21 protein-coding genes and 1 pseudogene are annotated in these 26,529 nt (G+C 72.2%); 4 read left to right on the top strand and 18 right to left on the bottom strand.

All coding sequences use genetic code 11. The features are described 5' to 3' along the window. Positions 1 to 267: 267 nt before the first annotated feature. From Prubr_RS08810 to Prubr_RS08795, 4 genes are read right to left on the bottom strand one after another with little or no spacing between them, the layout of a single operon-like run. Complete coding sequence (locus tag Prubr_RS08810) at positions 268 to 1,818, bottom strand: phospholipase D-like domain-containing protein (RefSeq protein WP_212823606.1); 1,551 nt, start codon at positions 1,816 to 1,818, stop codon at positions 268 to 270. Next, the gene (locus Prubr_RS08805) at positions 1,811 to 3,049 is read right to left on the bottom strand and encodes a hypothetical protein (RefSeq protein WP_212823604.1); all 1,239 of its coding nucleotides are present in this window, start codon (positions 3,047 to 3,049) and stop codon (positions 1,811 to 1,813) included. The genes Prubr_RS08810 and Prubr_RS08805 overlap by 8 nt, the downstream gene beginning before the upstream one ends. Next, positions 3,046 to 7,095 carry a DEAD/DEAH box helicase gene (locus Prubr_RS08800; RefSeq protein WP_212823602.1) on the bottom strand — a complete coding sequence of 1,350 codons (4,050 nt, stop codon included), beginning with the start codon at positions 7,093 to 7,095 and terminating at the stop codon, positions 3,046 to 3,048. The genes Prubr_RS08805 and Prubr_RS08800 overlap by 4 nt, the downstream gene beginning before the upstream one ends. Then, entirely contained in the window at positions 7,092 to 8,516 is a 1,425-nt protein-coding gene (locus Prubr_RS08795; RefSeq protein ID WP_212823600.1) for a hypothetical protein, read from the bottom strand. The genes Prubr_RS08800 and Prubr_RS08795 overlap by 4 nt, the downstream gene beginning before the upstream one ends. Positions 8,517 to 9,041: 525 nt before the next feature. On the opposite strand from Prubr_RS08795, the gene Prubr_RS08790 reads away from it, so the two are divergent. After that, the gene (locus Prubr_RS08790) at positions 9,042 to 9,647 is read left to right on the top strand and encodes a hypothetical protein (RefSeq protein WP_212823598.1); all 606 of its coding nucleotides are present in this window, start codon (positions 9,042 to 9,044) and stop codon (positions 9,645 to 9,647) included. A gap of 43 nt (positions 9,648 to 9,690) precedes the next feature. Here Prubr_RS08790 and Prubr_RS08785 read toward each other — a convergent pair whose 3' ends face one another. Next, positions 9,691 to 11,277: a TROVE domain-containing protein gene (locus Prubr_RS08785; RefSeq protein WP_212823596.1), complete on the bottom strand. Its 1,587-nt coding sequence runs from the start codon at positions 11,275 to 11,277 to the stop codon at positions 9,691 to 9,693. Positions 11,278 to 11,715: 438 nt separating this feature from the next. On the opposite strand from Prubr_RS08785, the gene Prubr_RS08780 reads away from it, so the two are divergent. Next, positions 11,716 to 12,543, top strand: coding sequence for a DUF72 domain-containing protein (locus Prubr_RS08780; protein WP_212823594.1), 828 nt, complete (start codon positions 11,716 to 11,718; stop codon positions 12,541 to 12,543). A 4-nt stretch (positions 12,544 to 12,547) separates the two neighbouring features. Here the strand turns inward: Prubr_RS08780 and Prubr_RS08775 are convergent, their stop codons facing one another. The 3 genes and pseudogenes from Prubr_RS08775 to Prubr_RS08765 all read right to left on the bottom strand — a co-directional run bounded on the left by Prubr_RS08775 (position 12,548) and on the right by Prubr_RS08765 (position 15,485). After that, positions 12,548 to 13,120, bottom strand: coding sequence for a TetR/AcrR family transcriptional regulator (locus Prubr_RS08775; protein WP_212823592.1), 573 nt, complete (start codon positions 13,118 to 13,120; stop codon positions 12,548 to 12,550). Between the two features lie 31 nt (positions 13,121 to 13,151). After that, positions 13,152 to 14,660: an MFS transporter gene (locus Prubr_RS08770; RefSeq protein WP_212823590.1), complete on the bottom strand. Its 1,509-nt coding sequence runs from the start codon at positions 14,658 to 14,660 to the stop codon at positions 13,152 to 13,154. A gap of 82 nt (positions 14,661 to 14,742) precedes the next feature. Continuing rightward, positions 14,743 to 15,485: pseudogene (locus Prubr_RS08765) on the bottom strand (isocitrate lyase/PEP mutase family protein). A 114-nt stretch (positions 15,486 to 15,599) separates the two neighbouring features. Between Prubr_RS08765 and Prubr_RS08760 the strand changes: the two are divergent. Next, positions 15,600 to 16,280 carry an ArsR/SmtB family transcription factor gene (locus tag Prubr_RS08760; RefSeq protein WP_212823588.1) on the top strand — a complete coding sequence of 227 codons (681 nt, stop codon included), beginning with the start codon at positions 15,600 to 15,602 and terminating at the stop codon, positions 16,278 to 16,280. A gap of 8 nt (positions 16,281 to 16,288) precedes the next feature. On the opposite strand, the gene Prubr_RS08755 is transcribed toward Prubr_RS08760, so the two are convergent. The 9 genes from Prubr_RS08755 to Prubr_RS08715 all read right to left on the bottom strand — a co-directional run bounded on the left by Prubr_RS08755 (position 16,289) and on the right by Prubr_RS08715 (position 25,296). Then, positions 16,289 to 16,906 (bottom strand): hypothetical protein, encoded by a 618-nt coding sequence (locus tag Prubr_RS08755; protein WP_212823580.1) that lies wholly within the window; start codon positions 16,904 to 16,906, stop codon positions 16,289 to 16,291. After that, on the bottom strand, positions 16,903 to 18,168 hold the full coding sequence (locus tag Prubr_RS08750; RefSeq protein WP_212823578.1) for an ABC transporter permease: 1,266 nt from the start codon (positions 18,166 to 18,168) through the stop codon (positions 16,903 to 16,905). The genes Prubr_RS08755 and Prubr_RS08750 overlap by 4 nt, the downstream gene beginning before the upstream one ends. Further along, positions 18,165 to 18,917: an ABC transporter ATP-binding protein gene (locus Prubr_RS08745; protein WP_212823576.1), complete on the bottom strand. Its 753-nt coding sequence runs from the start codon at positions 18,915 to 18,917 to the stop codon at positions 18,165 to 18,167. The genes Prubr_RS08750 and Prubr_RS08745 overlap by 4 nt, the downstream gene beginning before the upstream one ends. After that, entirely contained in the window at positions 18,914 to 19,675 is a 762-nt protein-coding gene (locus Prubr_RS08740; protein WP_212823574.1) for a zf-HC2 domain-containing protein, read from the bottom strand. Before Prubr_RS08740 ends, Prubr_RS08745 begins: the two co-directional genes overlap by 4 nt. Then, positions 19,672 to 20,208: an RNA polymerase sigma factor gene (locus tag Prubr_RS08735; RefSeq protein WP_212823571.1), complete on the bottom strand. Its 537-nt coding sequence runs from the start codon at positions 20,206 to 20,208 to the stop codon at positions 19,672 to 19,674. The genes Prubr_RS08740 and Prubr_RS08735 overlap by 4 nt, the downstream gene beginning before the upstream one ends. 70 nt (positions 20,209 to 20,278) lie before the next feature. Beyond that, positions 20,279 to 23,005 carry a helix-turn-helix transcriptional regulator gene (locus Prubr_RS08730; RefSeq protein ID WP_212823569.1) on the bottom strand — a complete coding sequence of 909 codons (2,727 nt, stop codon included), beginning with the start codon at positions 23,003 to 23,005 and terminating at the stop codon, positions 20,279 to 20,281. Positions 23,006 to 23,045: 40 nt separating this feature from the next. Beyond that, entirely contained in the window at positions 23,046 to 24,500 is a 1,455-nt protein-coding gene (locus Prubr_RS08725) for a hypothetical protein (protein WP_212823567.1), read from the bottom strand. Then, complete coding sequence (locus Prubr_RS08720) at positions 24,497 to 25,024, bottom strand: flagellar basal body L-ring protein FlgH (RefSeq protein WP_212823565.1); 528 nt, start codon at positions 25,022 to 25,024, stop codon at positions 24,497 to 24,499. The genes Prubr_RS08725 and Prubr_RS08720 overlap by 4 nt, the downstream gene beginning before the upstream one ends. A gap of 20 nt (positions 25,025 to 25,044) precedes the next feature. After that, positions 25,045 to 25,296 (bottom strand): hypothetical protein, encoded by a 252-nt coding sequence (locus Prubr_RS08715; RefSeq protein WP_212823563.1) that lies wholly within the window; start codon positions 25,294 to 25,296, stop codon positions 25,045 to 25,047. A 112-nt stretch (positions 25,297 to 25,408) separates the two neighbouring features. On the opposite strand from Prubr_RS08715, the gene Prubr_RS08710 reads away from it, so the two are divergent. Next, the gene (locus tag Prubr_RS08710; protein WP_212823561.1) at positions 25,409 to 25,783 is read left to right on the top strand and encodes a VOC family protein; all 375 of its coding nucleotides are present in this window, start codon (positions 25,409 to 25,411) and stop codon (positions 25,781 to 25,783) included. A 15-nt stretch (positions 25,784 to 25,798) separates the two neighbouring features. Here the strand turns inward: Prubr_RS08710 and Prubr_RS08705 are convergent, their stop codons facing one another. After that, positions 25,799 to 26,482, bottom strand: coding sequence for a TetR/AcrR family transcriptional regulator (locus Prubr_RS08705; RefSeq protein ID WP_246568465.1), 684 nt, complete (start codon positions 26,480 to 26,482; stop codon positions 25,799 to 25,801). Between the last annotated feature and the right edge of the window lie 47 nt (positions 26,483 to 26,529).

Raw genomic sequence — 26,529 nt, 5'->3', positions numbered from 1 at the left:
ACCTGTAGGCGATCACGTTCGTGCTGTGGGTGCCGGCGGCTGTCCCGCGCGTCTAACCGGTCGGGCGTGAGTCGTAGGGGCGACGTTCGGGGCCCGGCTGTGGCTTGGTCGGCGCCAAACTGTTCCAGGATGTCGGAACTGTCCGGGCCAGCGCGGACCTGACGACGTAGTGCCTATTCGTAACCTGCTCGGTGCGTGTCCGAGCTGGCTGTGGCGCTCTTGGGGGGCGGCCTCCTTGTCGCCCGACGGGGCCACTTCGGCCTCCGGTTAGGCCCGGACCAGGGTCGCCGGGCAGATGCCGCGCCGGGTCCGGTTTGACATCCGGGAACTGAGCCAGTCGTCGAGTTGGGCCGCGGCCGTGGGTATCCGACGTTCCCGGGTCGCGCGGGTCAACCGGTGTCCACCGTCGGCTTCCGGGGTGAGGGTCCACCGTTGTACGCCGACCTGGATCAAATGCTGACCATCGGAATCCACGGAGTACAACGCGGGCCCGCCGTCGGCCGTCGCCCGCCGCATTGCCTGCCAGTCGCTGTCGGTGCCGGCCACGGTCAGCCGCTCGGGCAACGGCCACGGCTTACAGACCGGGCTGGCCAGCCGGGTGAGCGCCCGGACCGTCGTTTCGCGGACGAACTCCAGGTCACACTCGCGCATGGCCTGCTCGAAGTAGCGGATCGCCTCGTCCAGGCTCGGGGTGCCGTCCAGCCGCATGCCGACCTCGACGCCGTTGGTCAGTCCGTGGCGAGCGTCGAAGTTGGCGGAGAACAACGCACCTCGTTTCCGGTCGGCGATCACGCCTTTCGCATGGTTCAGTCGGCAGGGCCGCAGCCGGACCCCCAGTTCGGCCAGTGCCGTGGCGTCGGCCCGGTGGGTGGACATGTTGTTCCGACCGCGCAGCAGCATGCTGACCCGTACTCCCCGGTCGACCGCCACCCGCAGCGGGTCGAGCAGCAGCCGGGGGTTGGCGGTCATGCTGTCCAGGCTGAAGGTGGCCAGCAGCAGTTCCTCCCGGGCCGAGTCGATCAGCTCCTCGATCGCCTCCTGGATGTGGTGCTCGTCGTCGAAGGTCCAGACGGGACCGGTGGCGCCCGGCTTCGGCGCGTCGACCCGGACCGCCCGGGAGGTGGCGGTACGCCCGGACACCACCGGATCGTCGCCGGGCGGCATTTCCCACCTCGCCCCCTGCCACAGTCGGGCGAACAACCGGGCGAGCGTGGCCACATCCGCCGCGGCCCGCACCACCACACCGTTCTCGCCGGTCACGTCGAGGGCATGAGTGGTCAGGTTGGCGCTGCTGACCAGCGCCACCTGATCGTCGACCACCGCGAACTTGGCGTGGCATCCCTCGTACCCGCGGACCCAGATTCCCTGGCGGGTCAGTTCCTCGAACCTCTTCTGTTCGGTCTGCTTGTCCACGGGCTGTTGGTCGTCGACCTCGTTGATGGCTCGGTTCAGGCTGCGGTCGTCCAGCGCCGAGATGACGTACACGCCGCCGCGGAGTCGTTCGGCGGCCCGACACAGCGCCGCCCGAACCTCCGCGTCGCCGAGGAAGAAGCTCGCGACGAAGACCTTTCGCCGGGCTCCGTCCAGCATTCCGACGAGTTCCCGCCGGATCGTCGAACCACCGCCGGCGTACGTCCAGCAGTGCCGGTACGCCGGGTCGGTCCCGTCAGCGGTCGCCGGGCCAGGAGCAGCCAGGAACGGCGTACGGGTGGGAACCTCGGGGCGGGCCAGGAAGTATGCCCCGGTCACCGGCAGCGCGCCGAGGTCGATCACGTCGTCGGCCGATGGCCCGGCCGGAGCGGCCGGCGCGTCAGTCATAGTCGAAGTCCTCGGCGGCTCGCAGCGTGTACAACGGGGTGAAGTGGCGTCGCCGCCACAGCTCCGACCGCAGCTCGTCGACCGTGACCGCGGTCTCGGGCAGCTGGTGGATCTCGACCGCACCGGCCACCGCTTGCGCGGCGGTCTGCGGTGTCAGCTCGGAAAGGGGCGTCTCAAGCATGTGGTGGACGGCGTGGTCGAGGGCGAACAGCCCGGCGGCGGCCGGGTCGGCCGGGGCGAGCCGGGCGGGTACGGCCACGATCGCCTGCGTCGAGCGGATGCTCAGCCCGAGTGGGCGGCTGATCGGCAGCCCCTGGTCACCGAAGTACCGTGCCCCCTCGGTCGTCACGGTGAAGAACCGGACGGTGCGGTCGTCCCGCACGGTCGCCTCGGCCTGGCTGACCGGCGTCAGCGGGCGCAGCGCCCCGTCGAGGGCGTCGGCGCACGCGCGCAGGCGCTCCCGTAGCCGGTCGGCCCCGTCGAACGAGCACGGCCGCCCCCGGCGCTCGGGATTGTCGCCGTCGTACAACTCCAACACCAGGGCCGCGCCATTCCCGGCGCTCTTGAGATGGCCGCGGCGACACCGGTACGCCGGGGAGGTCTCCGGCATCCGGACGTCGTCGTCCACCGCCGCGTGCACCCAGTCGGGCAGACCGGCCACCCGGCCGGCGGCGATGCGCTCGTTGAGCAGGGTGGCCCGGGACCGGCCGACGAGACCGGCGGGGACCGGCGCCTGACAGGCCACCGGGACCAGGTGCACCAGGGGCGGATCCGGGGTTCCGGGGCCACTGTCGTAGGCGATCAGCTCATCGGTGTCGGCCAGGTACATGAACCGCAGATTCGCCTGGTGGTACTCCGGCAGGCGTTGACTCGTCAGCACTTCCCTCGTCACCGGTTCGATCGGCTCGAACGTGTCGTCGACCCGGTCCAACGCTCCCAGCGCCCGTAGCCGGTCGGCCACCCGGAAGACGATGTCCGTCGGGATACCGGTGATCTCGGTGATGTCCTCGGCCCGCACACCCTGCAACGTCAGCGCCGCCTCGAGGACAAACCGTTCGACGACCGAGAGCCCGTGCTCCACCCGTTTCAGCACCGGCACCGCCGGCCAGGTCAGGATCGGGACCAGTGCTTCGGTGATCTCCGCGTACCCGTACCGGGGCAGGTTGGGCGGCTGAGCCAACCACCGGTACGTCGGCTCCGCGTCGCTCGCCACGTCAGCCGCGTCGGTCACTCGAACCGCCAGATCGTCTGGTAGGTCTCCGGGTCTGCCCGGAAGAGCCCCAGCATGTTGCGGTAGAAGGCTCGCGCCTCAGGCACGGTACGCAGCGATCGCAGCGTACTGGCGTGGCCGACGAAGACCAGCGCCCGCCGGGCCCGGGTGCAGGCCACGTTGAGCCGCCGTACGTCCTGTAGCCACCGCCCGAACCTCTCGCCCGGCCCCTTCGGCGCGGCCCGAACGAAGCTCAGGACCACCAGGTCCGCCTGCTGCCCCTGGATCCGGTCGATGACGTCGATCACCGAGAAGGTCAGCACCTTGAAATCGACCCGGGCGATGCGACGTGCCAGCGCGGTGGCCTGGGCCCGGTAGAAGGCGAGCACCGCGACCGACACTTCCGATACCCCGGCCTGGTGCAGTTCCCGGTCGTAGGTGCGCAGGGCCCAGAGCACCGCCCGCTGCTCGACCTCGTTGACGAAGCCGTTGCCGGAGAGTTTGTCGACGGCGTCGCGTCGCATGCTGGTGTCCAACAGCACCACCGGACCGGTGAAGGTGCTGGTGGTCAGCGGGGCCAGACCGATTCTGGCGAGTTCGTCGGGCGCCGGGCTGTCGTACCTTCCCCGGTAGACCGGCTCCCGGACCAGTTGGGCCAGCTCCGGCACCATCCGCCGCTGTTCGATGAGCGCGGTACGCAACTCCAGCCGCGATCCGTCTACCGCCCGCTGGAACAGACTCTGCACCAGGTGCCGACGCATCGACGACAACAGCGCGACATCGCCACCGCGGCCGCGCTTGAAATGGCGGTACGCGTCGACGAACGTCTCCCGGTAGGCGTCGGCCCACTCATCGGAGTCCCGCAGCTCGGAGGCGAGTTCGCGCACCTTGTCCCGCCGGAAGACGTGCTGCTCCTTGTCCTCCTCGTGCCAAATCTCGGCTAGTTCGTCCACGGCTGCGTCCAGGTCGGCGGCGGCGCCCCGCTCGGTACGGTGCAGTGCGGTGAGCGCGTGCAGGTGGTGCTCGTCCTCCGGCTCCACGTACGGCGGCAACTGGTGTTCGTCGCCCACCAGGATCCAGCGTCGGGCCCGCACCGCCCCGATCAGGAACTCGCTCTCGGTCACCCGGCTGGCCTCGTCGACGATCAGCGTGTCGAAGTCGGTCTGCTCGACCGGCCGGCTGCCCCGGCCGACGATGCCCTTGGTGGTCGCGCAGACCAGGTTTGTGGCCCGGACGTACGACCGGCGAATGTCCTCGAGCACCTCGCCGTGCTCCTGCTCGGCGGTCAACTCCACCCAGCGCCGCCGCAGTGCCTGGAAATGCCCCAGCCGGTCGTGTCGTTTCCGGGCATCCGTCTCGCGCTGCCCGAGCGTGGACGGGGTCAGGCTGGCAAGCGCCGGCAGGTCCACCCGCAGGGCGTCCAGCACGGCGTTCGCGTCCGTCTGCGCCGTCTGGCTTCGCTCCAGCCGCTCGATGGCCGCCTCTGCCTCGGCCCGCAGGTCACCGAGTTCGACGCTCCGGTCGAGACGTGCCACCTCGACGGCTCTGCGTAGTTCGGTGACCTGTTCCTCGGCCAGCAGGTCGGCGCGGCGACGCGCCGTCCGCTCCCTGGCGATCCGCACCAGCCGGCTCAGCTCCGTGTCGAGCACCGACAACTCGGGCCGCCGGGGCACCTGGTGTGGGACGTCGGGGCTGGCCAACACGGTGGACAGCGTGCTGGCCAGGTGCTCACCGACCACCAGCCACTCGCCCGCGTCGGCCCGGTCCGGGTCCATCCGAAGACGCGGGTCAGCCGAGCCGGCCCCGGTCACACCGGTGCCCGCCGAGGCGGCACTCGTGGGCATCCCGGCAAGAGCGTCGGCCAGTGGCCGTACGGCGATCCGCCAGGCCGCCTCCCGCTCGGCGAGCCGGTCCGTGCTCTGCACGACGTCATGCCGCCGCTGATCCCACCGGACACGCTGCTCGTCCCGCCGGTGCCGCAGCCCGGCGAGGTAGGCCAGCTCCGCCCCGGCGGCGCGCTGGGCGTCCTGCGAGCGTCGCAGTTGGTCGTCGGTCTCGGCCGCCTGACGGCGCAGATCGGCGACCTCGGTGAACCCGAGGCTGTCGAGCATCCGCTGGAACCGGGTCCGCTGACCGATGGCCCACAGCCGTTGTCGCAGTCCCGCGGCGTGTTGACCGAGCGCGGCGAGCTGCGCTGCCGCTCGGCCGGCGTGGGCCTCGGCGGCCGGCTGCCGGGCCGCGATCTCGTGGTCGGTGGCGGCCACCGCGGCGGTCCACCGGTCCAGCTCGGTGCGCGCCGCCGCCACGGTCTGTCGGGCGGCCACGACATCCCGGGCCGCGGGCAGCGCGGTGTGCACCGCCGCGAGCACCGTCCGCACCGCCGGCAGCAGGGTCGCGCTCGTCCGGTCGTACGCCTCCGCGGTCTCCCGCGCCGCGGCGTACGCCCTCGCCTGGACGGCGATCGCCGCGTCGAGTTGTCGCTCGCCGGAATCGATCGTCGCCTGTAGGCGGGCTTCCCGGTCGTCCCATCGACGGCGAACGGCGTTCACCGCGGTGCTCGCCTCCACCACGGCCGCCGCCGCGCTCCGCTGGGCCCGCTGGCCGGCTCGAACGCGGTCCAGGTCGGCCAGCTCAACGGCGAGAGCGACGCGCTCCCGGTCCCACCGGGCGATCCGCGGGTCGTCACCCGTAGCCGGCCGCATCACCTGGCGGGCCAGTTCCCGCCCGGCGCGCTGCCACAGGTACGGGTGCAGGGACTCGTCGACCAGGTCGTCGTTCCAGGTGACCCGCAGCGGGTACACCCCCGGCCTGCCACCGGTGCGGCGCAGTGCCTCGTCGACCGCGACGTGTGCCGGGGCCAACAGCAGAACCCGTTCGCCCCGGCCGACGAGTTGCTGGATCAGCTCACTGATGACACTGGTCTTGCCGGTGCCGGGCGGGCCCTGGATCAGGTAGGCGTGTGGTGCCGCGAGTGCCCCGGCCACCGCGGCCCGCTGTGCCGGATTGAGGGGCGGCGTCTCCGGGTCGCTGTCGCAGAAGAACCGTTTCGGCATGGTGACCGAGCCGGGCAACCGCAGGTCCTTCGGACGGCAGAGCAGGGTGGCCAGGTGCTCCCAGTCACCCACGACCTCGCCCCGCAGAAACCTGGCCAGCGCCTCCGCGTTCTGCTTCATTCCGAACCTGGCCGACGCGACGATGCTCACCTGATCGCCGGGGACTGCGGCCCAGCCCCGCATGGGCTCCAGTTCGACGGTACGACCCACGACGCGCCGGATCTGGGTGCGGTACTCGTCGTCGGAACCCAGCCGCACCGTCACGTTGCGGACATTGTGCTTGCCGAACCATCCGGTGGACCCGAGAGTCTCGATCCGTACCGGCAGGGCCGCGCCCGATGCCGGGCTCTCCGTAGGGCTGCTCTCCGCCGTCTCGTCGACCCCCACCGTCTCGTCGCCGAGCACGACGCCTTCGATCTCCTCCTCGTCCTGCAGGTTCGCCCGCTGGTGCAGCAGGCGGAGCATCGTGTCGAGTTGTCCGTACTCCTGCCGCACCGCGGCCTGGAGTTGACCGTGCGTCGCCAGGGAGTCCGGGGTTCGGGTCCGCCGCAACTGCCGGTTGACCAGTCGCCGCTCCCCCTGGTATTCCACCCGGCGGGCCTCGAGCAGTTGGTGAGTCTCGTGCAGGTCACAGGGGCGCTCCTGCTTGACGGACTCGAACCGGACCTGTGGCAGGAAGCGTTCACGCGGCGGCACCGATTCCAGGCGGTCGACCGTGCCCACCACCGCCAGCATCACGCCGCTGTTGGCCGCCGCCCGGCGCCGTACCCGCATCTCGTACTCGTCGCCACCGAGGCGGAACCATTCCTCGGAGTGCCGCCGAGACAGCCAGGCACCGTTGGTCAGATCCCGCTCGACATCGGCGAGGGTGGTGTCGGCGGGCAGGGTCGGACCGTCCCGGTGGTAGTAGCTGAGCACCAACTCACAGCGGACCGGCGGCACCCGCCGGACGGCCAGCTCGTCGATCCACACCGACGGCACCCCCAGGAGCGGGCCGGCACGGTCGTCGGTCATACCTCGACCACGAACTGCAAGGTCCTGATCAGGGTGTCGACGTCCGCATCCGTACGATCGAGCCGCCAGTAGCCGCGCAGGTTGACCCCTGCCCGATTGCGCAGCTCCTCGCTCAGCTTGGGGGTGACGCTCACCGAACCGTGGGCGAGCACCGACTGGTTCCGGGCCTCGCTGAGCCCGCTGAGATGACGCAGTCCGTTCACATCCTTGATCTGGGTGGCCGGCATCATCGGGTCGTCGACCGCGACGAGCAGGATCGCCGCGTCCATCAGTCCGATCCGCCACGGCAGCCCGGCGACCGGACGGCGGTGAACCTCGGAGGCCAGCCGCTGGAACTTGTCCGCCAGCGCCTCTTGGTCGTCGCTCAACAGGGCATAGTCCGGCTTACGGCACGAAAACCCGGCATAGCGGCTGGCCAGCCGCAGGGAAAAACTGTTCTCGATGGTCCGGTAGTAGAGCAGGGCCGCGAAGTCGTGCCGACCAAGCTTCGAGTAGTGCTCTCCGAGCAGGTAGAAGTTGAGCAGTAACGCCGGACCGCTCTGATCGGTGGCCAGTCGGTCGAGAAAGTCGAGCTGCCGGGCCAGTCGATCCACGATGGACCGACCCGGCCGGTAGCCCGGGTCCCGTAGCCGCTCACGCATCACCCGCACCCGATCCGGGAGGCCGGCAAAGTCCAGATCGCACCAGGCCTGGTACAGGTCGGCGAGGTCGCGCAGGAAACGGGCCCGGGCCGGCTCGAAAACCGACTCCGCGATCTCCGCGAACCGGGCGTGCGCGGCGGCGTAGGCCCCGTGCCGGAAGGCGCTCTCGGCCGCCCTGATCTCCCGTTCGCCGAACAGTTCGGTGGGGTTCGGCAGGATCACCAGTCGCTCGGTCCCGGGGCGGGACTGCCGCAACTCCACATCGAAATGGCCGTCGATGTAGCAGAGTGGCAGGTCGAGCTGGGCGGCGGCCAACGCCGCGCTCGCGCTCATCACCTTCTTGCCACCGGTGATGTCGATGATCACCCGAGGCCGCTTACCGCTGTCGTTCGAGCCGGGCACGGCCCGGTGGACTATCCGATAGATGTCCAGCGGGTCGACCGGGTCGCATTGGACGTGCTGCAGGTCGGAAATCGCCAGCTTGCCCTGCAGGGCGGACCAGATGGTGTCCACACTGTCCCGGGTCCGGTCCGAGCCGACGATCAGCAACCGGCGAGGACGCAGCAACTCGTAGGCGAAGATGGTGGTCTCCGGGGAAAAACCGGACAGGCTGATGAGCAGGTCGAACGTGGGAACCGCGACGTTGGCCGAGTTCTCCCTGGCCCGGGCCACAGTCGTCGAGAGCATCTCGGTCAGCCGGTAGCGCCGGGCCTGCTCGACTGCCTTTCCCTCGCCGAACGTCTCCTCGCCCCGGAAGATCCGACGGAGCCGATCGTTCATCTGATCCAGAGTGTCCATCGGTGGCTGACTCTATCGACCGGGCGCCACCGAACGCGACCGTTAGATCACCGCGTTCACGTTTGGTAATCCCGCCGGCTCGGGCATGCCGCTCGCCGCGACGGTCGAGCGGACGAGGTCCGGCCGGCACTTGCAGTCGTTCTTCAAAGTGGGTCTGCCTTCCAGCGGCCAACCGCGATGTCAGCCCGGACGGCGCGTCCCGTTTTCGTTCGCGCAGGGTAGCGGTCGCGGACGATTTCCGTGGCCCCGTTTCGGTACCCGTCCGGGTCTGCTCGATCGTGTTTCCGACGTACCCGTCGGTAAGCGGACTCTGAGTCGCCGATCAAACCTGCGACACCATCCGCACGGCTGGTAACGAACCCTTCATCGCCGCGACACACTTCGGCGGGCGGCCTCCTACCCGGATCAAGGGATTCGGCCGCGTTCGCGGTTTCGCAGGTCTTCGAGAAAGGGGGAGCGGCGCCTCGTACCGGCCCTGGTCGGGCCAGGTCCGCGCCGCAGCCACCGATGACGAATCAGCCGTGGGGGCAGCAGCAGCGGCCCCCGTACCCCCACCACACCCAGCCCCTGCCGCCTGTCCAGCCCCCGATGTACGCGAACCCTCCGGCACGGCGGAGGAGGCTCGGCGTTGCCGGCATCATCGGCATCACCTTCGGCGTCCTGCTGATCAGCTGCTGCGGTATCGGTGCGATCGGTGCCGCACTCAGTGACGGCCCGAAACCGCTTGCCTCGGCCAGCACCGGCACACCGGAGGCTCCCGCCGACTCTCCGTCGGCGGTCCCGGCCGATGTCGATTCCGCCACCCCGACCGACGACACCTCGACCACGGCCGGCGCCACGCCGACCACGGCCGGCCCGACCACCGCCGGCCAGGTGAAGACCACCCCACGGCCGACCCAGACGACGCCACGGCCGAAACAGACCACCGCGCAGCCGAAGCGGACGACCGCAGCACCCCGTACGACCAAGCCGACCACCGACAGTGTCCAGCAGGGTGTCCATCCCGGCGCGTTCTGCAAGACGGCCGGTGCGATGGGGAAGACCAAGACCGGCAAGCTCATGCAGTGCAAGAAAACGGCGGAGGATCCGGCACTCCGGTGGCGGGCAGCCTGACCGCAGGCGAAGTGGCGCCCTCCGGAGAGGGCGCCACCCTCGGCTATCGCGTCAGCCAGGGCCAGGATCCGTCCTGGCCGGCCTCGATCAGCGGGATCATGCGGAACGTCGCGTCGGTCAGCCCGCCGAACTCGATCCGGTTCGGCGTGCCCGCCGCGAACGCCGCCGCCTCGTATCCGTTCAGGTTGAATCCGTACAGCGGCACCGTCGCCGGCACCTGCTCACCGACACCCCGGCCGTACAAGCCGTCCATCGTCTGCATGTCCGAGATCAGGAACACCCGGTCGTGCCCCCTGTACGTGGCCCGCAGCGAGCCGGCGATCTGCGTACCGTGACCGACCTCGCCGACCCGGCGGCAGAACGCGTCGACCTCGCGGAGCACCGACGCGCCCTCGCCGATGTGGTGGCGGAACACGCCGTCGGCGAAGCCGTACAGGTCCACCCGCTCGCCCCTGGCCGCGAGCGCCACCCCGAACACGGCGGCGGCCTTCAGCGGCGTGACGTTCGACTTCGCCGAGAACGCCCGGTGGGTCATCGAGGCCGACGTGTCGACCAGGATCAGCGACCGGCCGGGCAGCGCCGGCAGGTTGGCCAGCGACGCCTGGAGCGCCTGGTCGAGGGCGTGTCCCCAGCGCAGTGACGGTGCCTGCTCGTACGCGGACAGCCACCGGAACGGGAACATCCGTGACCGGGCCACCTCGGCCGGGTCCGCGAACCGTGCCGCCACGATCGCGGCCACCTCGTCGCTGACGCCGGCCTCGTCGAGATTGCGCAGGTTGCGGCTCAGCGCCATGACTCCCATCGACGGCACCATCGCCTCCCATGCCCGCCGGTCCATGGGGCCGTCGAGCCAGCCCGCGAGCGCCTCCCAGGTCATGCCGGCGTCGGCGAGCCGCTGCGGTTCGTCGAGTACGGCCCGACGCTGCTCGACCGGCAGCGCCCACAGGTCGGCCCGCCGGCGGATGACCGTCAGCTCGTCGGGGATGGCGTCGACGTGGTCGTGGCGCCGGTCGAGGGCGTGCCGGAACAGCGCCGACTGCCACGGCGCGGCCGGGGTGGGGTGGACGGTATCGATGACGTCGGCGAACCGGTAGCCCTTGCTGTCGGTGTCGTACTTCAGCATTGACCGCTGGTTGTACAGGCGCCGTACGGCGTCGGCGAGGCCGTTCTTGACCGGGCCCGGCACCCGGCGACCGAACCGGGACCGCCAGTACGCCAGGAACTCGCCGGGCTCGTCGGCCCGGTTCAGGGCGGCGTCGACGATGGGCCGGTTGGCGCCGTGCAGGCCGGCGTCGAGCCGGGCCTTGACCGCTTCGGCGGCGGCGACGAGGGGCGCCGACCGCATGTTCGCCTCGCGGCGCAGCCAGCGTACGAACTCGGTCAGCCATTCGACGTCGGTGACGGCGACCTGGCGGACGAGGTGGACGTACCGGTTGTCGCGGCTGCCGGCCCGCTCGTAGAAGGTGTCCTCGCCGACGAAGTTCGCCACGGCGAGCAGGAAAAGCTCGGACTTCAGGTCACGGCGGTGGCCGGGAGCGCCCTCGTGGGTACGGATGTCGGCGGTCACCGAAGCGGTGATCGGGCCCCGGCCGACCGCGGGACGGGCGGCGGCGGTGTTGAACTTCGCCATGGATGACGCCCCTTCTCTTCGGGCGGGAGAGGCGTTGTACGGGACGCACTGGGAGCCAGCCGAGAACCAAGCGGGCGAGGTACATAGGCGCTCTACCAATTGAGCTACGGCAGCCCGAAGCCGCCGACGAGACTCGAACTCGCAACATCCCCATTACAAGTGGAAGTAACCCCACCCTGCGCACAGGCTGGCCGCCAGCGCGCCCCGTACGTGCCCCTCCGAGAACTGGACGACCGAGGCAACGGGTCTTTTGCGGAAAGAAGTAGCCCCGGTCTTCGCACAGGAGGTGCGTCCATGACGTTAATCGCCATCCGTCAGGGGCGGCAAGGAGATTAGAGCGGTGAGGCCGTGCCGGCCCGCCCGTATACGGTGGGTGGTGAGAGCCGGGCAGACACGCGGGGAGGAAGTGGGATCGTGCGTCTTCACGTCGGTTGTGCGATGTGGACCCACAAGTCGTGGCAGGGGCGCCTGGTTGCGCATCCACTTCCGTCGCACGAGCGCCTGCGGCACTATGCGGGCTGGTGCAACGCCGTCGAGGGCAACACGACGTTCTACGCGACGCCGACCCGGGAGACCGTGGCCTCGTGGGCGCGGCAGACCGACCCCGACTTCCGGTTCGTCGTCAAACTACCGAAGGTGATCACGCACGAACGCCGCCTCGGCGACGTCGAGGAACCGCTCCGGGAATTCCTGGACGCGATCGAGCCACTCGGCCCGCGCGCCGACGCCCTCTGGATCCAGTTGCCGGGCTCGTTCGGTCCCGCCGACGTGGCCGCACTCGGCCGCTTCCTGCACCGGCTCCCAACCTCGCACCGGTACGCCGTCGAAGTCCGCCACCCGTCGTTCTTCGACGATTCCCACTCGATATCCGCACTCGAGGAAGTGCTCACCGCAGCGTCCGCCGAATGGGTTCCGTTCGACACCACCGCGTTCTTCCAGAGCCCGCCGACCACCGACCCGGAACGGGAGGCGTGGACCCGGAAACCGCGGATGCCGCTGCGAACCGCCGCGCTGACCGACCGGCCGATCGTGCGGTATATCGGCCGCGACGACTCCGCGCGGACGGTCGAGGGCTGGCAGCGCTGGATCGACATTGTCGCCGGATGGCTGCGCGAGGGCCGCTCGCCGACGATGTTCATCCACACCCCGGACAACGTCGACGCGCCGGTGCTGGCCCGCCGCTTCCACGACGACGTACGGGCGCGGGTTCCCGAACTCGATCCGCTGCCCGAGCCGATCCCGGTCGAGCCGCTGACCCTCTTCTGATCCATCAGCCCGGCGGCTCGCCGTCCAGGGCCCGGATCAGCACGGCGTGGATGTGGTCGGAGTCGGCCTTGCCGTCGTCGAGAAGGATGGCCGCACACAGGCCGTCGGCGACCGCGACGAGTGCCTCCGCGGCCTCGGGATCGCTGGTACGGGTCCTCGCGAGTTCGGCGACGTTTTCCCGCCAGCGGCGGGCCGCCGGCCGCAGGGCCGGCCGCCTGGCCGCCAGTGTGGACAGCTCCCGTTCGGCGAGGGCGCGTTCGCGCCCCGGGCCGGCGCTCTCGGCGATGAGTTCGGCCAGTCCACGCAGCTTGTCGCCGTCGTGGTCGATGATGTGGCGGATCCGTTCGGTGTAGGCGTCGGCGACGCTGGTCAGCGCCGCCACCAGCAGGTCGTCGAGGCTGGCGAAGTAGTAGGTGGTCAGGCTGGTGGGGATGCCAGCCTCCCGGGCGACCGTACGGTGGGTCACTCCGGCGGCGCCGTCGCGCTGCACCACGGTCAGGGTCGCGTCGATGATGTCGGCCCGGCGCTTGCGCCCCCTGGCCCGGCGCCCGTCCGTGGTGGGTTCCTCGTCGCCCATGCTTCCTCCCGGGCATTCAGGCTACCCACCGCTAATGCTCGGATTCGCCGATGGGCGCGATGTGCCGCAACGTGACGGCACACACGATGGTGACCACGGCGATGGCCAGGCCGGCGACGAGGGCGGCGGAGTTCAGCCCACTGGTGAACGCGGCCTGTGCCTGCGCGACGGTCGCCGCGGGCACCTGGTCGGCGACGGACAAAGCGCCGGCCAGGCTGTCGGTCACCGCTCCGGCGACGTCCGGGGCCGTGCCCGGCGGTACGTCGATCCGGGCGCGGTAGACCGCGGCGGTGAGACTGCCGAGCACCGCCACGCCGACGGCGATGCCGAGTTCCTGGACGGTTTCGGACATGGCCGCCGCGGAGCCTGAGTTCGCCGGTGGGGCGGCACCGACGACGATGTCGGTTCCCAGCGCCGCGATCGCCCCGAGGCCGAGGTAGACGAAGGCGAACCCGGTCACCACGGCGGCCCTGCTGTCGGTGCCGGCGGTGGCGAGGAGTCCGTATCCGGCCAGCGAGACGCCGAGCGTGGCGGCCATGACGGTGCCCGGCCGTACGCGTCCGGCCAGGATCGGCGCGCCGATCGCGGCGGCGAACATCGCCAGTGCGGGTGGTCCCATCCACAGGCCGGCGACGGCGGGGGAGAGACCGTCGACGAGTTGCAGGTACTGCGTGACGAGGAACATGGCTCCGCCGACGCCGACCAGGCCGATCAGCAGCACGGCCAGCGCGGCGGAGAAGGCCCGGCTGCGGAAGAGTGTCATGTCCAGCAGCGGGGCCGGAAGTCGCCGCTGCCGGCGGACGAAGACGATCGCGGCCAGGACCGCCGGGAGTGCGGCGACGGCGTGCGCGTCGATGCCGTACGCGGCGATGTGCTTGACCGCGTAGATGAGCGGCAGCAGTGCGGCCAGCGACAGCGCCACGCTCGGCAGGTCGAGCCGGCCCCGGTGTGGGGCGGTGTATTCCGGCAGTAGGACCGGGGCGCCGGCCAGCACGACGACGGCGATCGGCACGGCGAGGAGAAAGGCCGCACCCCACCAGAGGTGGGCGACGAGGGCTCCGCCGACGACGGGGCCGGCGGCCATGCCGAGTGCGAACATCGTCGCCCAGACGCCAATCGCCACCGCCCGCTGACGTGCGTCGGTGAACATGTTGCTGATCAGCGAGAGCGTGGACGGCATGAGGGTGGCGCCGGCGATTCCCAGCAGCGCACGGGCGATGACGAGCAGGGCGGGGCTGGGGGCGAACGCCGCGAACACCGAGACCGCGCCGAACGCGGCGACGCCGATCATCAGCAGGCGCCGCCGGCCGATCCGGTCGCCGAGGGTGCCCATCGTGATCAGGAACCCGGCGATGAAGAACCCGTAGGCATCCATGATCCACAGCGTCTGGGTGGCGGAGGGCTGCAGGTCGGCGGCCAGGCTCGGCAGTACGAGGTACAGCACCGTGACGTCCAGTCCCAGCAGGACGGTCGGCAGGGCCAGCAGGCCCAGGCCGACCCATTCCCGTGCTCCGGCGCGTGGTTTCCCGGTCGTGTGCATCCGTCCTCCCACCACAGTCGAGATACTTGCACGATCGTTCAACTAGAACGATCGTACAAGTATCTTTCTGTGGGTGGGGCGGCTACCGACCCGCCACTTCGGCGTAGCCGAGCAGGTCGGTGGGGAGCGGCCCGGCCGCGGCGACGGCGCCGAGCACACCGACCGCCGCCGTCAACGCCGCCCGGTAAAGCAGCGAACCGCAACTGACCCGGGCGACGCCGAGCCCGGCCAGCTCGGTGACCGTCGGCCCGTCCGGCGCGATCAGCACGTTGAGCGGCGCGTCGACCGCCCCGACCAGGGCCCGGATCGTGTCCGGCGCCCGCAGACCGGGCACGAACACCCCGTCGGCACCCGCCGCCACGTACCCGTCGAGCCGCCGCACCGTCTCGTCGTACGAGCCCTGTCCGAGCCAGTACGTGTCGGTGCGGGCGTTGACGAACAGCCCCGGCGCCACGCTCCTGATCGCGGCGATCTTCTCGACCTGAAGGCCCGGGGGCCGCCGGCATCCTCGATGTTGATTCCGGCGACGCCGTAGCCGGCCAGCGTCGCCGCGACCTCGGCGACCTCCGTCGGGTCGTCGCTGAACCCGGCCTCGATGTCCACCGTGATCAGGCAGGGCAGTGCCGACAGCAACCGGGCGAGCGCGAGCGTCTCCGCCCGCGTCGCGCCGACCCCGTCCGGCCGGCCCGCCGCGGCCGCCACACCGAGGCTGGTCGTGCCGACCGCCGGATGACCGGCCGCCGCGAACAGCTTCGCGGACGCGACGTCCCAGGCGTTCGGCAGCAGCAACGGCGCACCGGGCCGATGCAGTTCGTGGAAGTTCATCCGCGTACCCCTTCCAGCAGGCCGGACGCACCGGCCGGCCGAGGACCCTCGCGCCGAGGCTAGGACCGCGACGGTTCGGTGCCGGCCGAAACGTCGTACCCGCAGGATGGGGTCATGACGACGGACCCGCCGCTGGCCGCGCTGGCCGGCCTGCTCGCCGATGCGACCCGGGCCACCTTCTGCCTGGCGCTGCTCGACGGCCGGGCCTGGACCGCCGGCGAACTCGCCCGCCATGCGGGGGTGGCCCCGTCCACGGCGAGTGCCCACCTGACCCTGCTCGTCGACGGCGGGCTGCTGGTGCAGGAGCGGCAGGGCCGGCACCGCTACGTACGGCTCGCCGACCCGGCCACCGCCCAGTTGATCGAGGACCTGGCCGCGTACGCCGCCCCGGCCCCGCCGCCCCGCACCCTCAAGGCGGCGACCCGCGAGCGGGCCAGTGCGCAGGCCCGCACCTGCTACGACCACCTCGCCGGCCGGCTCGGGGTGGCGGTCACCGACGCGCTGCTCGACGCCGGCTGGTTGCAGCAGCGGACCGGGTTCGCGCTGACCGACGCCGGGCTGCGCCGGCTGACCGACCTGGTCGGCGAACTGCCGACCGGCCGACGCCCGCTGGTCCGCGCCTGCCTCGACCACACCGAGCGTCGCCCGCACCTGGGCGGGGTGGCCGGCGCGGCCCTGTGCCGGCACGTGCTCGACCGGGGCTGGGCGGTACGGATCGGCACCGGCCGGGCGCTGCGGGTCACCGATTCCGGCCGGGCGGCACTGCGCGACCTGCTCGGCGTCGAAGCACCCTGACCGACGGGTCAGTCGCAGCCGAACCGGGGCCGGGCCCCGTACCAGAGGTAGCTCGTGGTGCCGGCGACGAACAGGGCGCCGGCGACCGCCCAGGACGTCTCGACGCCGGACGGCTGCACCGGCCAGGCCCAGATTCCGGCCGCCCCACCGACCTGGCGCGGCGCCCCGCCGTAGACCGCGCAGACGTACCCGAACGCCGGCACCCAGGCCAGCCTGGCCCCGAGCAGCACGGCGGCCCCGGCGACCAGCCCGACACAGCCGAGGGTGTTGCGCAGCAGCGCGTACGCGCCGAACACCTCGGGCGCGTGCAGCCCGGTCAGCGCCAGTGGGAGGCCGATCGCGGCGACGCCCGCCAGCACGTGGCCGGCCCGCCAGTGCCGCCACGGTGCCGGGGTGCCGCGTTCGAGTTCGTCGCCGGCACCGGCGAGGGTCGGGGCGAGCAGCAGGGCGCCGAGCAGCGGGGTGAGGGCGACCACCGGTATCCGGGCGGCCGGCCCGTCGAAGTACGGCCGGCTGATCAGCCAGCTGCCGCCGGCCCAGGCCAGTGCCGTGACGACGACCAGGCCGGCGGCGAACGCGGGGCCGCCGCGCGCCCGCAGGTGCAGCAGGAGCAGCCGGCCGGTCACGGCACCCGCGCCAGTTCGATCAGGCGGGTGGTGTCGCACGCGCGGCCGGCGGCGAGGTAGTCGGCGAGCCAGGCCCGTTGTTGCGGCAACGGCAGCGCCAGCAGCCGGTCGATGGGGACCCTGCCGTGCGGAGGCTCCTCGTGCAGCCAGGAGCGGGCCAGCATGTTCGCGTGGAACACCCGCTGGTCGTGATGGTCGCCTTCGCACTCCACCCAACGGGCGAGGAAGCTGTCGGCGCTGGCCCGCAGCCAGTCCAGGCGTTCGAGTCCGCCGAGCGCCTTCGACTGGCCGAGCAGGCTGAACCAGATCGTGCCGTCGTCGTCGACCGTCGAGTGTCCGGGCGGTGCCGTCGCCTCGTCGGCGGCCCGCGACGGCGCGCCTGGGATGCCGTCGACGCGGCGCAGCACCGGCTGCATGACCGCCGCCAGGTCGTCGAGCAGGTAGGCGTTGATCCGGGCCACGCACACCTGCGGACCCTCCACAGTGCACATCGGTTCGACCGCCGCCGGATCGGCCGGCAGATGCCGAGAGGGCGGCCCAGTGACGATCGGTACGACGGACGCGGCGGCCAGCGCCCCGCAGAGCAGCGCCACCCATATCCGCCGTGCGGCGACCGCCAGCAGCAGCGCGGCCAGGGCCACGAACCAGGTCGCCTGCCGTAGATGCGTTCCGGCGGGCACCAGCCGTTCCACGCCCCAACCGGGATGGACCGGCGACAGCCAGGTGGCCGTGCCGGGCGGCGCGTAGGTGGCGACGGCGAGCCCGAGATACGCGGCCAGGCCGGCGATCGGGGCGGCCACCCGGAGCGGCACGAGCCGGCCGACGACGACCCCGAGCGCGCTCGCCGTCCACAGCGCCAGCACACCGACGGCGAGCGTCCACCACCAGTCACCGCCGGCATAGGTGGCGAGCCGACCGACCAGCACCGCCGCACCGGCCAGCGCGACGAGCAGGCCGGCGGTGCCGGCGAGCGACACCGCCAGCCAGCCCACCAGCATCGGCTGCCAGGCCGGGCGCGGGGTCGAGGCGAGCAGGTCGCCGATCTGCCGCCGCCGCTCCCGGCCGGCCTGCCAGGCACCGGCCGCCACCATCAGGGCCACGAGGATCAGCATTGACTGCCGGACCCATGACGCCAGTCCGGCCCAGCGCCCGGCCCAGTCGTCCTGGTGCACGGCGAGCATCCAGATGTTCGCGCCGAACATCACCAGCGCCGCCGCCGGCGCCGTGCCGCGCAGCAGTTCGACCCGCAGCTGCCGCCTCACCGGCGTACCCCCCGGGCGTCACGTAGCGCGGCGCTGTAGCCGCGCTCGATGGGCGAGTCGCCGCTACCGGGGTCGGTGCCGAGCGCGGCGAGTTCGTCGGGTGTGCCGGTGAAGACGAGCCGACCGCCGTCGACCAGGCTGACCGTCGCGCACGCCGACGCGACGTCCTCGACCAGGTGGGTGCTGACCAGTACGCAGGCGTCGACACCGATCTCGCGCAGCAGCGCCCGGAAGTCGACCCGCTGCTCCGGGTCCAGGCCGGCGGTGGGTTCGTCGAGCAGCAGCAGCCGGGGATCGTTGACGATGCCCTGGGCGATCCCGGCCCGGCGCAGCATCCCGCCGGAGAGGTGCTTCATCCGGTCGTCGGCCCGGTCGAGCAGCCCGACCCGCTCCAGTGCCCGGTCGACCGCGAGCGGCACCCCGGCCGGCGGCATCTCCTTGAGCCAGGCGAAATACTCGACGAACTCCCGCACCGTGAACCGTGGGTAGTAGCCGAACGTCTGCGGCAGGTAGCCGATCCGGCGGCGGACCTGACGCAGCACGGCCGGGTCGGCGACGTCCCGACCGAGGAGACGGATCCGGCCGGCTTCGGGGCGGTCCACGGTCGCCAGCACCCGCATCAGCGTGGTCTTCCCGGCCCCGTTCGGGCCGAGCAGCCCGTGTACGCCGGTGCCGAGGTGCAGGTCGAGGCCGTCGAGCACCACCCGGTTGCGGTAGCCGATCCGTACCCCTTCGACGGTGACCGTCATCGAACCGCCCCTTCGCGTGTCGTCCGTACGAGGAAGAGCCCGGTGGCCGCCGCCAGCACGGCCAGCCAGGGCGGGCCGGCGGCCGGCACGACCAGCCACTGCGGCCCGGAGGCGGCGAGCACCAACAGCGCCCAGCCGCCCGCCACCAGCGCCGCCGCCCGGACCGGGGCGATCAGCGACCCCAGTCCGAGCGCCAGCCCGGTCAGCGCCAGACACGGCAGCAGCCACATCGCCGGTACGCCGATGCCCGACGTACCGCCGGCCACGACCGCGACGGGAACGGTGACGGCGAGCACCGACAGGGTGCGCCACAGGACGATCCGCAACCCGCCGTACGGGCTGGCCGCCACCATCTCGTGCAGCGGATCGGTGTGCGGCCCGTAGGAGGCGGCGACACCGAGCACCGGCAGGACCGGTGCGATGAGCAGCAGCAGCCACGGCCGGATCAGCAGCGGGTCGAACGCCGCCCCGACCGCCAGGGCGAGGGTCGCGACGACCGAGACGAACCAGGCGACCCGGGCCGCCGGTGCGGCGCCCAGCAGCATCATGCTCCGGCGCCACCTGGTGCCGGGGCGGACCCGGCCCTGCGCGGGCAGCACCGCCGGCAGTTCGGCGGCCGCCGGCACGTCGACCGCGAGCCGGGAGCGACACGCCGCGCACCGGTCGAGGTGCGCCTCGACCGACCAGGCGTCGGTGTCGGCCAGCCGCTCCCGCGCGTACGCCCGCAGCACGGCGTCGTCGAGGTGGAAGCCGCTCACGACAGCGCCGCCCGCAGCGCACGCCGGGCCCGCAGCGCCCGCGTCTTCACCGTGCCCTCCGGCAGGCCGAGCACGACGGCGGCCTCCCGGATCGTGAGGCCGTCGAGCACGGTCGCCTGCAGCACCGCCCGCAACTCCGGTGCCAGGCTGCGCAACGCGACCTCCAGCCGGGCGTCGTACGTGTCGGTCATGGCTTCCTCCTCGGCGGACGGTGACCAGGTCAGCAGGGTCTCGTCGGGCAGTTCGACGGTCTGCGGGCGGACCTGCTCGCGGCGGCCGGCGTCGATCAGCCGCCGGACGGCGATCGACCACAGCCAGCCGACGACCTCGCCGTCCCCGCGATAGCTGCCGCCCGCCCGCCAGACCGCGAGGAACGTCTCCTGGAGCAGTTCACGGGCGAGTTCGGGGTCGCGGCAGCGCCGCCGCAGCCGCAGCGTCAGCCAGGGCGCGTGCCGCGCGTAGAACGCCTCGAACGCACGGCGGTCGCCCCTGCCGATCCGGCGCAGCAGCACCCCGTCGCCGATCTGGTTCACACCAGCTAAGGACGGATGACCGTGCGAAACGGTTCTCGGGTCCCCCGGTCGGGGAAGCCGGGCCCGTGGGCTAATCCTCCGGCAACCGGGACATCGCCGCACCGAGCTGCGCCCGCCCGGAGACGCCCAGCTTGCGGTACGCCCGCGCGAGATTCGCCTCCACCGTCTTCGGGCTGATGAACAACGTGTCGGCGATGACCCGGTTGGTGTGGCCGAGCGCGGCCATTCGCGCCACCCGCAGTTCGGTGGCGGTCAGCGTCGTCGACGACGCCACCCGCTCGCCGACCCGGGCCAGCTCGGCCTGCGCCCGCTCGGCGAACGCCGCCGCACCGACCCCGGCGAACTCGACAGCGGCCTGCTCCAGCGCGTCGCGGGCCTCCCGCTTACGCCGGGCCCGCCGGTGCGCCAGGCCGGCGACCAGCAGGCACCGGGCCCGGTCCAGCGGCAGGACATCGGCCGGCACCCCGTCCCGCGCCGCCCGGAGTTCGGCCAGCGCGGCGGCGACGTCACCACCGGCCGCACCGGCCAGCAGCACCCGGCTGCGGGCCAGGCCCAACGCCGTCCACGGCCGGGGCAACCGGGTGTGCCGCCCGGCGAGCCGGTCCAGCGCCGCCCGCGCCTCGTCGAGGTCACCGGCCCCGACACACGCCTCGATCCAGTCCGGCTCGAACCGCAACGCGATCGGTTCGGCGATCCCCTCGCCGGCCAGCATCCGCGCGAGATCGCCGTACGCGGCGGCGGCGTCGGCCATCCGCCCGGTCGACAGGGCCACGAACCCCCGCAACTGTGTGTGGATCCGCCGCGCCCACGGATCGTCGAGCCGCTCCGCGTGCCGCAGCCCCGCCTCGGCGACCAGCCGGGCCCCGGCCAGGTCACCCCGGTACGCGGCCAGCGTCGCCGCGAGCCACGTCTCACCGACCAGCCCGGACCCGAGCTGGTCGCCGAGTTCCCGGGCGGCCGCGATGTGCTCGCCGGCGGCCGCGAACCGGCCCGCGAACAGCTCCGTCTCGCCCAGGTGACACAGCACCTCGTGCAGCAGCGGCTCGTCGCCGCGCGCCGCCGCGTACCGGCGCATGTCGTGCAGCCGGGCCCGCGCCCGCCCGTGGTCGTCGACCGCCTTCCACCAGATCGCCGGGATCGTGCCGCTGAGCCGCGACGGGTGACCGTCCTCCAGCTCCAGGGCCCGGTCCACCAGTTCCGGCCGCGGCGGCAGCCCCGCCCGCACCTCGTGGAAGAACAACTGGAGCAGGACGGCGCAGACCAGTTCTCGGTCGCCGCCGGCGGACAGGATCTCCAGCGCCGTACGGGCATGCCGCCGCCCGGCCTCCGGCGCGTCGTTGAACAGGCTCAGGTGCGCGTGCAGCCGTCCGGCGACCCGGCTGTCCGCCGGTACGGACGAAAGCCCCTGCCCGGCCAACGTCACCGCGCCGGCGATGTCGTCGGTCGACCAGGCCACCATGGCCCGCAACAGCAGCGCCTCCGCCCGTGTCGCACCGCCCACCACCGTCGCCGCCACCGCATCCGCCGCCGGATAGTCCCCGCTGTCGAAATGGCAGTGCGCCGCCGCCAGCCGGTACCGGTCGCCGTCCGCCGCCGCGCCCGGCGGGGTCAGCCCGGCCGCCTGCTCGTACAACCCGGCCGCGACCGCCGGCGCCCCCCGCGACCGCTGCCGATCCGCCGCCGCCGCCAACTCGCCGGCCACCGCCGCATCGGCGGTGGCCGTGCACCGGGCCAACTGCCGGGCCCGCTCGTCCGGGTCGGTGACGGCCGCCGCCAGCCGCCGGTGCAGCCGGCGCCTGATCCCGGCCGGGATGCTGGCCCGCACCGCGGCGGCGTACGCCGGATGGGCGAAGACCAGCCCGGCCGCGTCGACGGTCAGCAGCCCCGCCTCCTCGGCCGGATCGAACGCCGCCGCCGACGTTCCGGCCGCGACGAGATCGTCGAGCATCGGCACCGCCAGCAGCGACGCCAGCCGTACCGCGTCGCGGCTGGCCGCCGGGAGCGACCGCAGCACGTCGGCGAGCAGGGGCTGGATCGACGCCGCCACCGGCAGGTCGTCGCCGGGCCGGGGCGGCTCCGGAAGCCGCAGCACCGCCCGCGCCAACTCGATCGCCAGCAGCGGATTACCGCCCGCGTCCCGGGCGATCCGGGCCAGCAGCGGCCGGCTGAGCGGACGCCCCAGCCGCTCACGCAGCGTGTGGTGCAGGGCGCCGACCCCGAGCGGGGCCAGCGTGATCCGTTCCACCTCGTCGCCGGCCGGACCGGCGTCGAGGCCGAGCGGCACCGCCGCCGGTGCGGTGCCGTCGGTACGGCTGCACACCAGCAGTGCCGGGCGGGGCGCCAGCCGGCGCAGCGCGAAGCGCAGGGCCCGGGCGCTCGGCGGGTCCAGCCACGGTGCGTCGTCGACCGCGACCAGCACCGGCGTCGACGCCGCGGCCACCGCACCGGCCAGCAGCGACCGGGTGGCGGCACCGACCGCCCGCTCGTCGATGACCTCGTCGGCCGTCGCCGCCAGCAGGATCACCTCGGCCGCGACCCGCTGCGGCGGCGGCAGCCCGGCCACCAGGTGCGCGCACGGGCGCAGCAGGTCGGCCAGGGCGGCGAACGGCAGCGCGGTCTCCGCCTCGGTCGGCGCGCACGCCAGGACCAGCCAACCCTCGGCCCGCGCCCGGGCGACCAGCGTCCGCCAGACCACGGTCTTGCCGATCCCGGCCGGGCCCTCGACCAGCACCGGTGCCCCGGCCGCCAGCAACTGCCACGCCTCCTGGACGGTGGCGTCCCGGCCGTACACCGCCATGGCGCGATGATGGCACGGCGGCGCCCGCCCGGGCGACGGCTCAGACCGGCGGTTTGCCGCAGACCGGGCTGTTCGGGATGGTCTCGCTGTTGGTGTAGACCTCCTTGCTCGATCTGATCCCGGACTCCGCCTTGATGGGTGGGATCTTGATCGAGGTGACCGGCTCCAGCAGGCTCAGGAACTTGTTGATCACTTTGACCACCGGCTCCAGGATCGAATACCCCACGCCGAAGACCGCGTGCACACCGATGCCGACCCCACGGCACTGCGCGTACGGCGCACCGAGCGCCGAACCGAGCGTCTGCCCGTACTTGACCTGCAGTTCGAAGTAGATGCCGGCCTTGAACAGGTAGGCGTTGATGCCGACGGTGAACCGGATGCCGTGCTCGATCACCAGGCCCATCACCCCGACCGGAACCCCGGTCAGCGAGTTGATCAGACTCGACTTGCGCTGGAAGTTGTGCGACACCCGCGGCCCGAACGACCCGTCGCGGTAGCCGAACCCGAGCGACCCGGCCAGCGAGAACTCACCCGAGCCCTTGATCGTGCCCACCTTCGCGCCGAAAGCGGTGCGAACCCCCAGCGTCTGGCTGACCGTGAACGACAGCGGGATCCCGGCCACCTGCCCGATCGGGAACGAGAAGTCGGCGGCGATCGGGAACTCCTTGCGGTGGTTCTGCCCGTCCTGGATCCCCGCCTCGAAGTCCACCTTGATCCCGAACCCGCCGCTGACCTCCAGTTCGGCCCGGCTGACCAGCCCGCCACCGATGCTGAGATGGAACTTCGCGTCCGGCTGCCGGGAGGTGAGCGTCACCGTGCCGACCAGCCGCACCCCGCCGTCGTCGTAACTGAAGTGCGCGCCGACCCCGTTGGTGCAGCACGACGAGAACACCGAATAGCCGTGCGACCTGTTGTTCGCCCCGCCACCACGCGCCGGCGGCGGGGCGACCGGCCGCTGCGCCAGCACCGGCGCCCGCAGCGGCCGTACGGCGACACTGCGGCCGAACGTACTCGGCGCCTGGGGCTCCTCCTCGGACCAGAACGGCTCCCCGGCCGAATGGACGACCGGATCGGACAGCTTCACGTCCTGCTGCTCGAACGTGCCGTCGCGGATCACCTCGGTGATGTCGACCGGGCCGACCGTCACCAGCAGGTCGTCGCCCTCCCGCGCGATGTCCAGCACCCGGCCGACCCCGCGCCCGGTGACGAACATGACCTCACCGGGATCCAGGTCGGCCGCGTTGCGCGCCTTCGCGTCGATCCGCCAGGTCAGCCCGTCGTCGGTGACGGACCGCACCGACCTGCCCCCGTCGCCGACGACGACGACGTCCGGCTGGAACGTCACGTCCGCGTCGCGGGCCGGTGCGGCCCCGTACCGCAGGTCCTCCTCGCCGCCCGGCGAGTTGCCGGCGCCGCCCCCGGAACAGGCGGAGACGGCGAGCAGCACCGCGACGGCGGCCGCCAGCACCGTACGGCGACGTCGGACGCCGCTCACAGCCGACCGGCGGCCGACCGGGCCGCCTGCTCCAGCCGCTTGTTGTTCTCGGCGTCGTCGGTCAGCCGGACCAGCCGGATCCCGACCCAGACCCCGCCCTTGCTGAAGAACACCATGCCGTTCTCCAGATGCGCCTCGTCACCGATGCCCGACAGCGCGGTGAACTCGTGGCCGAGTTCCCGGTCGATGTCCAGGACTTTCTTCGCGCCGTCACCGACGTAGATCTCCACCTGCGCCGTCGGCCCGGTCGGCGCCCCGCTGTACGTACACGTGTCCCGGATCGGCACCGGGTCCTCGAGCTTGGCGTCGGCGAGCGTCTCGGCTTCGGCCTTGGGCAGCAGCGCGCACGGGTCCGGAAGCTCGGCGGCCGGCGGCTCCTCGGGGGTCGGCTCGACGGCCGGCTCGTCGAGCGGCGACGTCACCGGCGGCTGTGCCACCGGCGCCTGCGGCGTCGAGATTCCGCAGCCGAGTGCTCCGGTGAGCACGAGCGCGGTCAGGCCGAGCAGGGAAAGGGTCTTGCGCATCGTGGCTCCAAAGAGTTCGGTCAGGCACAGTCCAGCGGCACGATCCAGACGGCCGGCGTGACCCGGTCCACCTGCCACCCCGCCCCCACCGCCGCCGCCTCGACGGCGGCGACGTCGTCCGCCTCGACCAACGCGATCACCACTTCGTCGGCCGGCACGTGGACGGCCACCACCAGCCGTACGCCGGAGTCGGCCGGCAACGCCGCGAGTGGCGGCGTTCGCTGGTCGCCCCGACGCTCGTAGCGCTCGACGGCGAACAGGGAACCGGGCACGTCATCGACGCTAGGCCGCGCCCCGGGCCGAGGAATCGGGTGTTTCCCTATGCACCCGCCGGGGTGTGCCGTTCGGCCTGCGGGGGTGCGCGGGGGCCGTTATCGTCGGGACATGTTGGGCGAATCGAAGGCGTTCTCCGGGTTCTCCGTCGACGACACTGCCGCCGCGAAACGCTTCTACGGCGAGACGCTCGGCCTGCACGTCACCGAGGCCGACGGCATGCTCGAACTGCACCTCGCCACGGGTGCGAGAGTGTTCGTCTATCCCAAACGCGACCACCGGCCGGCGGCCTTCACCATCCTCAACTTCCCGGTCGCCGACGTCGGGAAGACCGTCGCCGACCTCAAGGCCCGCGGCGTCTCCTTCGAGAGCTACGACATGCCCGGCCTGAAGACCGACGAAGACGACATCTTCCGGGGCGGCGGCCCGCACATCGCCTGGTTCACCGACCCGGCCGGCAACATCCTCTCCGTCCTCGCCGAGTAGGCCGTCCGACACCGGCTAGACCGGGGGTCCGCCCGCCTCGGCGAAGGCGCGTTCGAGGCCGTCGAGGACCAGGTCGAGCCCGAACGTGAACTCGTCGGCGTAGGAGTATCCGGGCCGCAGCGCGTGTTCGAACATCTCGGCGAGGTGTGGATACCCGTTGGCCGGCAGGTGTTCGACGATCCCGGCCGCCACGGTTTCGAGTTCCTCGGCCGTGGTGAACGGCAGCGTCGACTCCTGCAGCACGAACCCGTAGACGTACGCGTCGATGGCCGAGATCGCGTGCGCGACGAGGCGGATCGGGAACCCGGCGGTCCGCAGGCGCCCGATCATCCAGTCGTGGTGGCGCAGTGTCGCCGGGCCCGGGTTGCGGCGGGACTCCATCAGGCCGAGGGCCCAGGGGTGGCGCGCGAGCACCGTACGGGCGGAGGCGGCGCGCCGGTTCATGGCGCTCTTCCAGTCGGATTCGCCGTCGGGCAGCTCGATCTGCGCGAAGACCAGGTCGACGATCCCGTCGAGAATCCCGTCCTTGTTCGCCACGTGGTGGTAGAGCGACATCGCCTCGATTCCGAGCTGCTCGGCCACGTTCCGCATGGTCACGGCGGCGACCCCCCGCGCGTCGGCCACGCTGACGGCGGCCTCGAACACGCGCTCCCTGGTCAGTGGCGGGCGCTGCGACCGCTGCCGCTTCGGGCTCGGCACCACCGGGCACTCTCCGTTCCCTGATTGACGGCCTTACGGGTGTAAGG

It is taken from the genome of Polymorphospora rubra (genome assembly GCF_018324255.1).
GTDB lineage: Bacteria > Actinomycetota > Actinomycetes > Mycobacteriales > Micromonosporaceae > Polymorphospora > Polymorphospora rubra.
Note: the sequence above shows the minus strand (reverse complement) of the source record. Positions and strands in the feature narration are given on the sequence as shown.